Consider the following 12,804-nt stretch of genomic DNA (forward strand, 5'->3'; position numbering starts at 1 on the left):
CGCAGGCTTATCACATGGCGTTGAGCGCCGAACTCGACGATGCCGGTAACCGGCCGGCGGTGAGTGCGGAAAATACGTCGAGCGCGGCTGGCTGGGCGGACGACCCATCGCAAAGCGATCGACGTTGGCTAGCCGAGCGAGCGGTGATCGCTGCGAACACCGCAGCGGGCATGCACGGGCCGAACGCGGGAGACTTGTCGACCGCGCTGCATGCGAGCGAGATACTCGATGCGATGGATGCGGCGCCTACAAACGTTGGGGCGAGTTCCAGCGCGACGGCGCATCTGAAGGCCGCGCAGTGGCTCACGCAGCAGCTAGCGGGTGTTTCGCCCACGAGCGATTTGTACCGGCAGGTGATGGGCGACCCGCGAACAGCGGTGCTCGAGAACGCGGCCTTCGGCGATATCACCGGCGCGCAGGGTAGCGACACACGCGCGACGCTGAACGCGGAGGGCGCTGCGCTATCGGGCTATCGCAATACGGTGCTGTTCCCGGCGCTGGTTCACGACACGCTTGGATCGTCCACCACGCAGCACACCCTCCAAGCGGTCGGCGCGCCGGAGAATCTGAACGATATTGCGAACGTGCTCGATCCGCTTGCTCAGACGTCGCCGGAACTCGCGCAGGCATTGTTTACGCAAATGCAGGGCAACATCGAGGCGTTGATCGGCAAAGGTCCCGAGGTGATCGCGCAGGTTGCGCCGGCGGGTCCGTTGCCGGGCGGTGACGCTTACTATGCACCGCTCGCCCGCATCATCGACGATGCAGGCGGGCCGAAGAGCACGGCGACCCAGCCGGTGGTGGACGCGCTGCGCAAGCAGTTGCAGCATCAGCAGGCGCAGATCGACGAGGGGGGCACGGAGGCGCTGGACAGTACCTTCCAGCCGCTCGCGTCGCCGCCTGCGCCGGGGTCCCACCATTCGACCGCTGTCTACCAGGCGCTCATCGACGAGGCGCCTTCAAGCGAACTCGCGAAGACGCTCGAAAAATACACGAGACTCAAGCCTCAATCGGAATCGGCGGCGGCGTCGGTGTCGCCGGCCGATGCAAGCGCGCTCGCGCAGGCAGAGACAGCGCTCGAGGGACACCTGGGCGGGGGACCGGTGAATGCGGACACGCTGCAAGCGGCGCTTGCCGCTGCCATGGGGGACAAGGGCGACGACGGTAAGCTCGTGAACGCGAACATCGGCGGCACGACTTGGGCGCAAGCGGCGATCGTCGCGCAGCTGCGGGCAGATGGGCAAACGAACGCGGGCAGCGACGCACAGGCGCAGCAGGGGGATGCGATCGAACGGGCTTCGGCGGAGCTTTCGGGCGACCAGCTGTTCGACGCGGATACGCTCGATGCGGCCACGAGTGCACTCAAGGGCGGCAAGCTAGCGGACGGTACCGTGCCCTTGACACAGCAGCAGCTGCCATCGGCGTCGGGAGGGAGCGCGGCGGACTACATGGGCTCGCTCGTCAGCGAAGGCGTGACGATGCCCGAAGCGATCGCGCTCACGCGTGCGTGGCTTGGCGGCAGATCGGCTTCCGAGCCTGCGTTGGTGCAGGCTGCATTGGAGGTGAGTGCCGAGCAGCCGGACATCATGCAGCAGTTCTACGACGATTCGAGCAAGGACCCGATCAGGCTCGCCGCGCAGAAGCTGAAAGCGATGGACAAGACGTTGGGCGCCGGCGCGCCCGACGCAACGAACGTGCTCGATCCCAAGCTGATCGATCAGTTGGTCGACGGCACGCCGGCGGCCGACGGCAAGCCGGCGGTCCCCGGAATGGCGCAGGATATCAAGCCGGACTTGGCCGCGCTCGACGATGCGAACGGCAAGCCGGGGCTGATCTCGCAGGCGCAAAGCGCATACGACGCGTGGCAGAGTGCACAGGCCAAGGCAGACGCGAACCAAAACGACAGCAACGCACAGAGCGCCGCACGCACCGCATTGACGCGGTATCACGCGGCGCTGTCGGCCGCGCTGAATGCCGCGGCCGGGCGCAAACCGGGAGACGACGCGTCGTGGCAGGCTGACGATTCGAACATCGACACGCTGTGGAAGGCCCGGCTTCAACTGCAGAAGATGGCGCTCGCACCGCAAATGCAGGCCGCGCAGGATGCGGGGGACGATGCTCCGGAGTCCCAGGCCCTCGATGCCGCTCTCCAACAATGGCAAACCGGATTCGACGCGCTGCGGGTCATCGCTCGGGCGCGAGCGAATCAACAGCAGGCGCAGGCTCAGGCTCAGGCCGGCGGCGATGCGGGCGCGGGCAGCCTGGGCGCGGCGAAAAGCCTGGCGCAGCTCGATGGGCTTCCAACGGACGACCCGCTGTATCGGCAGGTGATGGGCGATGAATTCGTCGCGACCGTGAAGGGCTCGGCGCTCGCGAGCATCACGGGCGAGGCTCAGCCGTTCATGCCGTGCGCAAGCGGGGACGACGCGGCGGCGCTGAAGGCGCGCTTCCATGGCGAAGCCACGAGGCTGCAGCAGTACCAGTCGACGGCGATATACGCGCAGCTGATGGACGACGTGGCGAGCGATCCCGCCACGCAGCAATTGTTCTCGAGGATCCGCGACGAGGTGCAGTGGCGCAAGAACGATTCGGACAAGCTGGCGACGCTCGCCGACGTTCTAGAGGGCAGCGGCAGCACGGACTTGTCCGCGCGATTCGTGCATCAGATGTTCGCCACGGGCGGGGCGAAGCCGGGCTTCTCGCCCGACCAGTTGGTTGCGTGGACGCGCAACGCGAACGACTTGAAGCAAATCGCGCGCATCTATCAAGCGGCGGGCGCCGCGCAGAATCAGGACATGACCGATTTGCGCCACGCGCTCGAGACGATGGTGACGAGCGGCGACCCGAAGTTCGGCGGTACGAGCGGCAGTTCGGGACTCAATAAGCGGACGGTGAACGGCAAGACCGGCGTGCGCGTATGGGGCGAGGACCTGGGCTTCGGCGATCTTCAGAAGCACTACGTCCAGATGCAACTCGCGCAGGACATGTTGGACGATGACGCGACGAATGCGCTCGGCAGGGAGATCGCGCGCGAGACCGGATACAAAGACGAAGGCAAACCGACTGCTGGCGTAAGCGCGAGCGCGCCGGGCGAGTCGGCTTTGACCAGCGACGCGGAGTACTCCCAGGGCGCGAGCGTGGCGGTGAGCACGGGCGGCAACCTGGTAGGCCTGCAATTGTCGGACGGAATGCAGACCTTCAGCAGCGACGACGCACTGCTCAACGCATCGGGTGCGGCCTACGGATTGACGGTGGCTCATACGCCGACGACGCTCGCCGAGGAGCAAGCGCTGTCCGACGGCACTTTCGCGCTATATGACCCGAATCAGACCGTGTTCGATGCGAGCGGTCGCAAGACGACGCTGGGCCAAGTGGTCGCGAGCCTGAAGCACGGTTCGGGCGCCGACACGGCGAGCGCATTGACGCCGGTGACGATGGGATCGCTGTCCGGAGAATGGTGGAACACGCGCACGCCGGGCAAGGACCAGCAGGGAACGTCGTTCACGTTGCTCGAGGGCATTTCGGCGGGGGGCGACTTGATCGATGTGGGGCCTGCCGATCCGACGGCGCGTCAGGGATATGCGCGCTGGCAGTCGCATACCGGTTTCGCGAAGGGCTTCATGACGGTGCAGCCCCACTGGGTCGTCAATGAGCAGGGCGAGGATCTGACGGACTCGGCGTATTTCACGAGCTATAAGCCCGACATGAGCTGGTGGGAGCGTTGGGGTTCGGTGGTGCAGATCGCGGGGACCGTGGCGGCGGGAATTCTCACGGTGGCGGCGCCGGAGGCCGCGCCGCTCTGGCTCGCGCTGGCGGCGGACGGCGCCGACGCGTACTTCGCGGCAACCGCGGCGATGGGAACGATGCGTGCGCTGCAGCGGCTTTCCAAGGCTCAAGGAGCGGACGATTGGGTGAACTGGTTGAACCTGGCGGCGAACATGTCCGGCGCAGCGGCGAGCGGGCTTGGGGCGATCTCGCGGGCGGCCGCGATCGGCGACCGGGTGGGCTCGCGGGCGAGTGCGTACGCGGACGTGGCGCGGGTGACGAGCGAGACGGATCCCGCACTGGCCGGCGCCGGCGCGACGCGGGTGACGACGGCCTTCTCTGGGACGATGCCGGCGTGGCGAGACGCCGCGCTCCTGAAGCTGCTGGGCAAGGCGGCGCTCGTGACCAACGGCGTATCGATGGGGCAGCAAACCGAGGCGCTGGTGCAGGCGGCGCTGGAGGGCAAGCCCATCTCGGCGCAGGACTGGCTCGGCCTCGCGAGTTCGACTGCGTTGAGCCTCGTGGGCGTTGGGGTAGGGCGCGCGCGTGGGAACGGCGACGATGAGGCGTCTCTGTCTGCGCCGGCGGTAGACGATGTATCGCCGCCGGCCGCGTCGGCGCCATCCGGCGGGCAGCCCTTGCGCTATCAGATTCCCGGGGACACCAAGGCGAATTCCGCCGAACTGGCGGCATTGCTGTCGGTGTTGCTGCGCTCGGAAGCCAACATCGACGGAGTGACTTACGTCGTGTATCAGTCGCCTCTCTACGATCCGGCGGAAACCGGTTTGGTCGATGCGCGAGAAGGCGATCCGGCTACCGATTACAGACTTGCCCTCGACGATGCACTCCCGCCCGCGCGCTATGACACGATCGACGCGGCGCGCCTTGTCGCCGGGGAGTCGTACGGTATCGCGATTGTCGATAGCCGCGCGTTGGGCGTGGCCGGTTCAGTGCCTCCGGAAGCGGTGATTGCTACGATCGGGCCAGAAGGCGTGCTATCGCTGGAAGGAAAGAAGATCGACATCAATCCGCGCTACAGGCCACCGAACGGCTCGTATCCAGGCTATGCGTATCCGCGACATGGACGCGCGAGTACACGCCCACCCATCGAGATCGATGAAGCGACGGGCGGTTGGCTGCCGCCCGCCGACTTGTACCGCGCCCGGGTCATGAGCGAGTTCATCGCCGGCCTGCTGAATAGCGGCGGCCGGCTTGCCGGAAAGCGCTATGCGGTTTATGGCGCGAACGGCAATCGCGATACGGTGAACTCGCCTGCCGGGCAGGCGACCGACGTCGAATTCTTCGATGACCTCGACATGCTCGTGCCTGTGGCGGGCGCGGCGCCGCAAAGACTGCCGGAAGGCGGGCGCACCGGCGGGGTGAATGAAGCGCAGCCGGCGCCCACCGTCGCGATCGTCGACGATTCGGGCAGCGTTGTTGCGACCCTGCTCCGCGATGACGTGAGGAACGAATGGGTGGCGCGCTTTAATAACAGCTATGTTGGCAAGGTCCCGGTCGCGTACCCCGATGGATTCGTACCCGGACAGCTGATCCGTGGCGTGAACGGCGAACGGATCGACACGATCAACGCGCCGGCTTTCGATGGCGGGACACAGCTCGCCAGCTTTCCGCGGCGCGAGCCCGATCTCGCGCTCTACAACTTCGGCAAGGATTTTCCGGAAAACCGGCTCCTTGGCGGGGGCAAATCCGGTAAACCGAAGCCGCTGCTCGTTCCGGCGCCGCCGGGCTATTTCATCGTTTTGCAGCATGCCGGTACGAGGGGGTTCATCAACCGCATGGGAGCGCCCGTGTCTTCCGATCAAGTGGCGGCTGAGATCATCGGCGCCGGATGGGACGGCAGGCAGCCGATCCTGTTCTACTCGTGTGGACCGGGCGCGCAGATCGACAAATACGGCATCAATATAGTCGATGACCTTGGCGACCAGTCGGCCGACGAAGGAACAGTCGCCCGTAGCGTCGTCGAGAATTTGCTGCTGCAGGGGTATGTGCCGAGGCGGGCCCCGGTCGCTCAGGAGGTCATCGACGCCTTGAAGACTCTGTATCCCGTGATGCGCGGGGAGAAGATCGACCCAAGCGTTCATGTGATCGCAGCGAACAGTCCCATCGAGTCCATCTTGTCGTTCCGCTATGAGCAACTGGGAGGCTATACGATGGATGTGCGCGTCGTGCCGGAGAGCGAATGGGGCAACGGCGCGGAAATGTCGAGCTGGCTCGCGGACAAGACGTTGATAGTCGGTGCAAAAGACCTGCGCTTCTCGGTCTTTTATCCCTCGCTGGAGATCTTCAAGGAGTAGGCGCGGTGAGTTCGCGACTCGTTCCCGCGGATCAAGGCCGGCGTTTGCCGTGTCCACCCGCGGGTTTGCCGGCCGGCGTACGCGAACCCGCTGATGGTTTGCTGGCCGGCTTGCTGCGCGGCTTTTGCGTGCTGAATGGACTGCCGCTGGACGAGCTTGCGCCTTTGCCTGCGGTCACCGCGCGCTGCGCCGCAGGCTTGCGTTTGTTTTCGCCGCTTTTTTGCTGCGGTTTTTTGCCGAGGACCGGCATCGCGGCGGGCGAGGCATGCGGCACTTTGGACTTCTTGGGCTTTTTGGGCTTCTTGATGATTTGACCGGTCGCGCTGGTTTCCGGAACGCGGTGGTCTGCTTCAAAACCCGACTCTTCTTTGCGCGGCAGCGTTTGCCGGATCAGCGCTTCGATCGCGGCTAGTTGAGGGGCTTCGTCGGCACACACGAGGGACACCGCCACGCCCCTGGCGCCCGCGCGGCCGGTACGCCCGATACGGTGCACATAGTCTTGCGCCACGATCGGCAAGTCAACGTTGATGACCAGCGGCAGGTCGTCGATATCCAGCCCGCGCGCGGCCACATCGGTGGCGACCAACATATTGACTTGGCCGCTCTTGAAGCGCTCCAGCGCGCGAAGTCGCGCGGGTTGCGGCTTGTCGCCGTGGATGGTGTCGACCGCATAGCCCGCTTCATCCAGCAAGGCTGCGAGATACTCGACGCCGTTGCGGGTTTTGACGAACACCAGTGCGTGCTCCCAACGATTCTGCGCGACAAGGTGCATGAAGAGGTCAGGCTTATTCTTTTTATCCACCGTGATCACCCACTGCTCGATCTTGCTGGCGGTGGTATTGGGCGGGCTGACGCTGATGTTGACCGGGCCGCGCAGAATGTTCGCTGCCATGGCGCGGATATCATCGGTGAACGTGGCGGAAAACAGCAGCGTTTGGCGCCGGGCGGGCAATGCGGCAAAGACGGCGTTGAGTTCGCGTGCAAAGCCGAGATCCAGCATGCGGTCGGCTTCGTCCAGCACCAGCGTTTGCGTTTGATCGAATTGAACGGCGTTCTGGCGATTGAGATCCAGCAAGCGGCCCGGCGTGGCGACGAGCACATCGACGCCTTTGCGCAGCTTCATCATCTGCGGGTTGATACTCACACCGCCGTAGGCGGCCAGAAATCGTAAGTCGAGACCCTTGCCGTATTTGATGAAGCTTTCCAGCACTTGCTCCGCCAGTTCACGTGTGGGCACCAGCACCAGAACGCGCGCGCGGTTGCTGGAGACCGCCGGGCCGTGTTGCACGAGCCGCTGCAACAGCGGGAGCGCGAAGCCCGCCGTTTTGCCGGTGCCGGTCTGTGCCTGGGCCATGACGTCCTTGCCGCTCAGCACAGCAGGAATCGCCTTGGCCTGCACCGGCGTGGGGGTCCGGTAGTTGAGGTCTTGCACGTTACGCAGCAAGGGATCGATCAGGCCAAGCGAAGCAAAGGACATTGGCGTATTCCGGGCTAAAGCCGCAATTCTAGCGGGTGCGGGCCGTGCTGGAAGCGTAGCGGCGGCTTTCAGTGTTTTAGCGGACGTTCAACGCGAAGCACCGAACAACTGAATCACGACGCCGCGCAGCCATCGGTTCCCGGCCTCGTGGTGATATCGCGCATGCCAATGCTGCCGTACCGCGAATCCGTCGACCGGAATCGGGCAGGCATGAACCGCCAGATCGCTCGCCTGCGCCAGCGTCTCGCCGATATGGCGGGGTAGCGTCGTAATCAGGTCGGTGCTTTGGACGATCGCTCCCAGCCCCAAAAAGCCCGGCAACTCCAGCACCACATCGCGCTCGACACGCGCCTGCCGCAGCGCCTGCTCGAGCAGTTGCGCGCCCGTGCCAGCCGTGATGGCGACATGGCCTTCCGAACGATACTGCTTCGCCCCGAGCCTGCCGCGAATCCTCGGATGATGCCGATTCGCCAGACACACCCAGTCCTGGCCGTACAGCTTTTGCTGGTAGATGCCGCCCCCGAGCCACGGCACGTAACCGATCGCGAGATCGGCTTCTCCGGATTCGAGCGCGCGTTCCGTGTTGCCGTCGATTCGAGCGGCCTCCAGCCGAACGCCTGGCGCTTGCGCACGGACGTGTGCCAATAGGCGCGGAAGCAGGGTGATGTGGCTCGCGTCGGTCATGCAGATGCGAAACCGTCGCTGGGCCGTGGAAGGATCGAACGCGATCTCCCAAGCGGCGAAGCGCCGCAGCGATTCGAGAATTTCCCGGCACGGCCCGATCAGCGCGTCCGCCTGAGGGGTCGGCGCCATGCCGCCTGGGGTTCGAATGAAGAGCGGATCGTGCAGGTATTCCCGCAAGTGCCCGAGCCAAATACTAATGGTCGGCTGGCTCTGGCCGAGTTGCTCGGCGACGCGCGTGACGTTACGTACGTCGTACAAAAGGTCGAACAGCTGGAGCAGCTTCAGATCGGGCAGATTGGCGGAAACCATCGCGTTATTGTCCATGGCAATGCTGTCATTGTAGCCATTGAATTGCCGACATGACCGGCGGCTCCTATCGTGTAGCCATACCTCAAGGAGAAGCCGTTGAAAATAGCGATTCTGGGTGCGGGCGCACTGGGCTGTGCAGTCGGCGCCACCCTCACTGAAGGCAATCACGAGACCTGGCTCATCGACCGATCGCCCGCGCATGTCGATGTCATGCGTCGTGACGGCCTGCGCGTCGACGACGCCCGCGGCACCCGGCACGTCCGCGTCCACGCGACGACTCGGGCCGCCGACGTCGGCGTGGCCGACCTGGTCGTGGTGCTGGTCAAGTCGTTCCACACCGATGCGGCGATCCGTGGCGCTCAATCACTGATCGGGCCGGACACCGTGGTGCTGTCGCTACAGAACGGCCTTGGACACGAGGACATCCTGATCGATGCCGTCGGCCGCGAGCGCGTGCTCGCCGGGAAGACCTACGTGGGCGGCGTGCTCCGCGGCGCGGGCCATATCGAGTCCGGCGTGATCGGCAAGTACACCTACATCGGCGAGTTGGACGGCCGCGTTACGCCACGTGTGCAGGCGATCGCCGATGCGTTCAATACGGCCGGCCTCGCGACGACGATCAGCGACAACATCGTCGGCACGATGTGGGACAAGCTGCTGGTCAACGTCGCGACCGGCGCGTTGACCGGCCTCACGGGCCTCACATACGGGCAGCTCTACGAGGAGCCGCTACTGAAGGCAACGTCGCTCGCGGCGGTCGCCGAGGCGATTTCGGCGGCACAAGCCGCCGGCGTGACGCTGTCGATGACCGATCCGGAACAGGCGTGGACGCTCGCCGCCGAAGGACTGCCGGCGAACTTCAAGACGTCGATGCTGCAAAGCCTGGAGAAGGGTTCGATCACGGAGATCGACTTCATCAACGGTTCGGTCGTGCGCTGGGGACAGCGGTACGGCGTGCCGACGCCGGTCAATGCCACGCTGGTCGCCTGCATCAAGGGGCTCGAGCGCGCGATGGTCGATCGCCAAAGCAAGGAGCAGGCATGAATGCAACGAAAGCCTATCTCGAACATGTCGCGATCTGGGTGAAGGACATCCGCTGGCACATCCGCTTCTTCGAGGAAGTGCTCGGCATGACGCTGCGCGAAGTGGACGGCACGCTTGAGGCGCCGCGGCAGTACTGGACGCTCGGCGGCCTGCAGTTCATCCATGCGCCGGAACACGAAGGCCCGGAAGGCCGGCTCGCCCATCTCGGCGTGATGTGTGAAGACTTGGACGCCGCGTTGCGCGCCGCACGGCGATTCGGCGTGACGGAAATGCCGCAGGGCCCCAACTGGATTCGGCTGCCCGATGGGCTTGCCGTCGAACTGATTCAGGCCAGACCGGCCTCTTGCGTCGCGCAGGTGCTGGCAATCAACCCGCGCGCGGAGGCTCAATCATGACGATCGTCGAGAAATACTGGGACGATGCGCAGGAGGGCGATTCTTGCAGGAGTCCTAACTATACGGTCACCAAGGAGCGCATTCTCGCGTACGCCGAACTCACCGGCGACCATACGCCAGTTCACGTGGACGAGGAGTACGCGAACGCCAGTCATTTCGGCTGCCTGGTCGCGCATGGGCTGTTCGGTCTGTCCGTTGCAGACGGCCTGAAGACGCAGAGCGACTATCGATTTCTGCCGGGCATGTCGCTCGGCTGGACCTGGGATTTCCTGCTGCCGATCAAAGTGGGCGACGTGCTGCACGTGCAATTTTGCGTCGGTTCGATGCGGGCAAGCAAGAGCCGCCCCGACTGGGGCATCGTCGTGCTGCCGTCGGAGCTGATCAATCAAGACGGCCAGGTCGTTCAGCGAGGCGAACATCGCCTGATGGTGCCGCGCCGGCCGGGAGCACAGTGATGCAGGCTCGTCCCCTCGAAGGCATCCGCGTCGTCGACTACAGCCATTTCCTCGCCGGCCCGTATGTCGGGCGCTGTCTCGCCGCGCTCGGCGCCGAAGTGATCAAGGTCGAACGCCCTGGCGCCGGCGACGCCGGCCGCCAACACGCGACCGTGCTCGACGATCAGCAAAGCGGCTATTTCCTGCAGCTCAACATGGGCAAACGCGGGGTAAGCGTCAACATGAAGGACGCGCGCGGCAAGGCGTTTATGCAGCGGCTGTGCGACTCGGCCGACGTCTTCGTCGAGAACTATCGGCCGGGCGCGCTGGACAAGCTCGGACTTGGCTATGACGAACTGTCGGCGCGCAATCCGGGCCTCGTCTACTGTTCGATTTCGGCGTACGGGCATACAGGTCCCGACGCACACCGCGCCGGCTTCGGACTGATCGCCGAGGCCAAGAGCGGCATCATGCAGATGGTCGGCACGCCGGGCGAACGGCCGCCGCTGCTGCGCATCTCGCTCGGCGACATGTACACCGGCATTCATGCGGTCGCGGCCATCAACGCCGCGCTGCTGGGGCGCGTGAAGAGCGGTCGCGGGCAACACATCGACATGGCGCTGTACGACACGCTGGTCTCGATGCACGAATACGCGGTGCAGTGCTACACGCTGCAAGGCGTGTTGCCCGAGCAGACCGGGCACGACATGCCGACGTCGACGCTTTATGGGGTGTTCCGCGCCGCGGACGGCGATCTCGTCATCGCCGCGCAGGTCGACGATGCGTGGAAGCGCTTCGCCGCGCTGATCGAGGCACACGGTGGTCCGGCGGGTTTCGGGGCGGATGTGCGGTTTCACGACAGCGTCGGACGCAACGCGCACCGCGCGGAAATCCTGTCGGTGGTCGAGCCGTGGGTGGCTGGCCGCTGCGTCGCGTCGGTACTCGACCTGCTGGATGGCATCGACGTTCCGTGCGCGAAGGTGCAGCGCATCGACGAGGTGCTGGCCGATCCGCAAATCCAGGCGAGAGGCATGGTGGTGGAGCAGCAGCATCCGCGCTACGGGACGCTGCGCTTGCCCAACCTTCCGTTCCGGTTTTCCGATTGCGATACGACGATTCGCGACGTCGCGCCCGATTTGGGCCAGCACAACGCCGAAGTCGCGCAATCGCTCGGGTACGATTCGAGCGAAATCGATGCGATGCAGGCCGATGGGGTCCTCTATTCAAAAGCGAGCGAACGATGACTGACCAGTACGCGGTGATTGGCAATCCGATCGGACACACGAAATCTCCGTTGATTCACGGCCTCTTCGCGCAGCAGACGCGGCAGGACATCAGCTATACGGCCATCGAAGGACCGATCGAGCCGGTGGGCGCCTTTGCCGCCGCGGTGCGTACGTTCTTCGAGCGCGGCGGCAAGGGGATCAACGTCACTGCCCCGTTCAAGCTCGATGCGTTCGCGATGTCCGACGAACGAACCGAACGCGCGACGCTCGCCGGCGCAGCCAACGCGCTCCGGTTCGAGGGGGGACGCATCTGGGCCGACAACTTCGATGGAATGGGACTCGTGCGCGATATCGAAGTGAACCTTCGGCTGCCGATGGCCGGAAAGCGCGTATTGCTGCTGGGCGCGGGAGGCGCGGCACGCGGTGCATTGCTGCCGTTCCTCGACGCCCGGCCGGCTGAGCTCGTCATCGCGAATCGCGACATCGACAAAGCGCGTGCACTCGCCGTACAAGTCGCCGGACGTGGCGCGCTCGTTGCGGGCGGCTACGCCGACCTCGCCCGGATGGGACGTTTCGACCTGGTCGTCAATGCGACGTCGGCCAGTCTGACCGGTGACTTGCCGCCTGTCCCGCCGGGCGTGTTCAGTCCCGGGGGCACGGCCTATGAACTCGCTTACGGCAAGCGCCTCACGCCGTTTCTGCGGCTGGCGAAAAATGCGGGGGTGCACGGGATCGCCGATGGCGTCGGCATGCTGGTCGAGCAGGCGGCCGAAGCGTTTGCATGGTGGCGCGGCGTACGTCCCGAGACCAGCTCGGTGATCGACCGGCTTGCCGTGCCGTTCGATTGAACACGCGACGAAAATCCGCATGGAGAGGATAATTTCTCCAACTCGACCGTCAACGCGCCGGGGCAGCGGTTAGCGTGCGATACACCGACTGCTCTACGTAGTCACCGCTGCGGAATCGGTGTCTGCGATCGCCTCATGCGGACGAGGCGTCCTGCGCGCTCCTGCGCGCGGTGCGGTGGCTTCACCACTTGAAGCCGTTTTAGCATTTTCCTCGAGAGGCGCAATATCTCGTTTTGCCGAGAATTCTTTGATCTTGATGAACGGCGCCAAGATATCGAGGTAGCGCACGTCTCCGAACTGATAGGCT

At 64.9% G+C, this 12,804-nt stretch carries 9 protein-coding genes; 6 read left to right on the plus strand and 3 right to left on the minus strand.

Annotation, left to right across the window (positions count from 1 at the left end; translation table 11 throughout):
- The first annotated feature begins 14 nt into the window (after positions 1 to 14).
- Entirely contained in the window at positions 15 to 6,080 is a 6,066-nt protein-coding gene (locus ACTHNR_RS27415) for a hypothetical protein (protein WP_440552140.1), read from the plus strand.
- A gap of 31 nt (positions 6,081 to 6,111) precedes the next feature.
- On the opposite strand, the gene ACTHNR_RS27420 is transcribed toward ACTHNR_RS27415, so the two are convergent.
- Together ACTHNR_RS27420 and ACTHNR_RS27425 are read right to left on the minus strand one after the other, a co-directional pair.
- On the minus strand, positions 6,112 to 7,557 hold the full coding sequence (locus tag ACTHNR_RS27420; protein WP_440552142.1) for a DEAD/DEAH box helicase: 1,446 nt from the start codon (positions 7,555 to 7,557) through the stop codon (positions 6,112 to 6,114).
- An 87-nt stretch (positions 7,558 to 7,644) separates the two neighbouring features.
- A complete protein-coding gene (locus tag ACTHNR_RS27425) occupies positions 7,645 to 8,565 on the minus strand; it encodes a LysR family transcriptional regulator (protein ID WP_440552144.1) in 921 nt (306 codons plus the stop codon).
- Positions 8,566 to 8,646: 81 nt separating this feature from the next.
- Between ACTHNR_RS27425 and ACTHNR_RS27430 the strand changes: the two genes are divergently transcribed.
- From ACTHNR_RS27430 to aroE, 5 genes are read left to right on the plus strand one after another with little or no spacing between them, the layout of a single operon-like run.
- Positions 8,647 to 9,594: a ketopantoate reductase family protein gene (locus tag ACTHNR_RS27430; RefSeq protein WP_440552145.1), complete on the plus strand. Its 948-nt coding sequence runs from the start codon at positions 8,647 to 8,649 to the stop codon at positions 9,592 to 9,594.
- Complete coding sequence (locus ACTHNR_RS27435) at positions 9,591 to 9,989, plus strand: VOC family protein (protein WP_440552147.1); 399 nt, start codon at positions 9,591 to 9,593, stop codon at positions 9,987 to 9,989. The genes ACTHNR_RS27430 and ACTHNR_RS27435 overlap by 4 nt, the downstream gene beginning before the upstream one ends.
- Entirely contained in the window at positions 9,986 to 10,444 is a 459-nt protein-coding gene (locus ACTHNR_RS27440; protein ID WP_440552148.1) for a MaoC family dehydratase, read from the plus strand. The genes ACTHNR_RS27435 and ACTHNR_RS27440 overlap by 4 nt, the downstream gene beginning before the upstream one ends.
- Positions 10,444 to 11,667: a CaiB/BaiF CoA transferase family protein gene (locus ACTHNR_RS27445; RefSeq protein ID WP_440552150.1), complete on the plus strand. Its 1,224-nt coding sequence runs from the start codon at positions 10,444 to 10,446 to the stop codon at positions 11,665 to 11,667. Before ACTHNR_RS27440 ends, ACTHNR_RS27445 begins: the two co-directional genes overlap by 1 nt.
- Positions 11,664 to 12,497 (plus strand): shikimate dehydrogenase, encoded by an 834-nt coding sequence (gene aroE, locus ACTHNR_RS27450; RefSeq protein WP_440552153.1) that lies wholly within the window; start codon positions 11,664 to 11,666, stop codon positions 12,495 to 12,497. Before ACTHNR_RS27445 ends, aroE begins: the two co-directional genes overlap by 4 nt.
- Before the next feature lie 93 nt (positions 12,498 to 12,590).
- Here aroE and ACTHNR_RS27455 read toward each other — a convergent pair.
- Positions 12,591 to 12,804 (minus strand): hypothetical protein (locus ACTHNR_RS27455; protein ID WP_440552156.1); only part of this gene is annotated, 214 nt, incomplete at its 5' end.

Origin of the sequence: Trinickia sp., assembly GCF_051954495.1 — a bacterium.
GTDB lineage: Bacteria > Pseudomonadota > Gammaproteobacteria > Burkholderiales > Burkholderiaceae > Trinickia.

Excerpts from the sequence above, each read along its gene's own strand:
- ACTHNR_RS27440 (WP_440552148.1), top strand. The coding sequence starts at position 9,986 with ATGACGATCGTCGAGAAATACTGGGACGATGCGCAGGAGGGCGATTCT.
- ACTHNR_RS27445 (WP_440552150.1), top strand. The coding sequence starts at position 10,444 with ATGCAGGCTCGTCCCCTCGAAGGCATCCGCGTCGTCGACTACAGCCAT.
- ACTHNR_RS27420 (WP_440552142.1), bottom strand. The coding sequence starts at position 7,557 with ATGTCCTTTGCTTCGCTTGGCCTGATCGATCCCTTGCTGCGTAACGTG.
- ACTHNR_RS27415 (WP_440552140.1), top strand. The coding sequence starts at position 15 with ATGGCGTTGAGCGCCGAACTCGACGATGCCGGTAACCGGCCGGCGGTG.
- aroE (WP_440552153.1), top strand. The coding sequence starts at position 11,664 with ATGACTGACCAGTACGCGGTGATTGGCAATCCGATCGGACACACGAAA.
- ACTHNR_RS27425 (WP_440552144.1), bottom strand. The coding sequence starts at position 8,565 with ATGGACAATAACGCGATGGTTTCCGCCAATCTGCCCGATCTGAAGCTG.
- ACTHNR_RS27435 (WP_440552147.1), top strand. The coding sequence starts at position 9,591 with ATGAATGCAACGAAAGCCTATCTCGAACATGTCGCGATCTGGGTGAAG.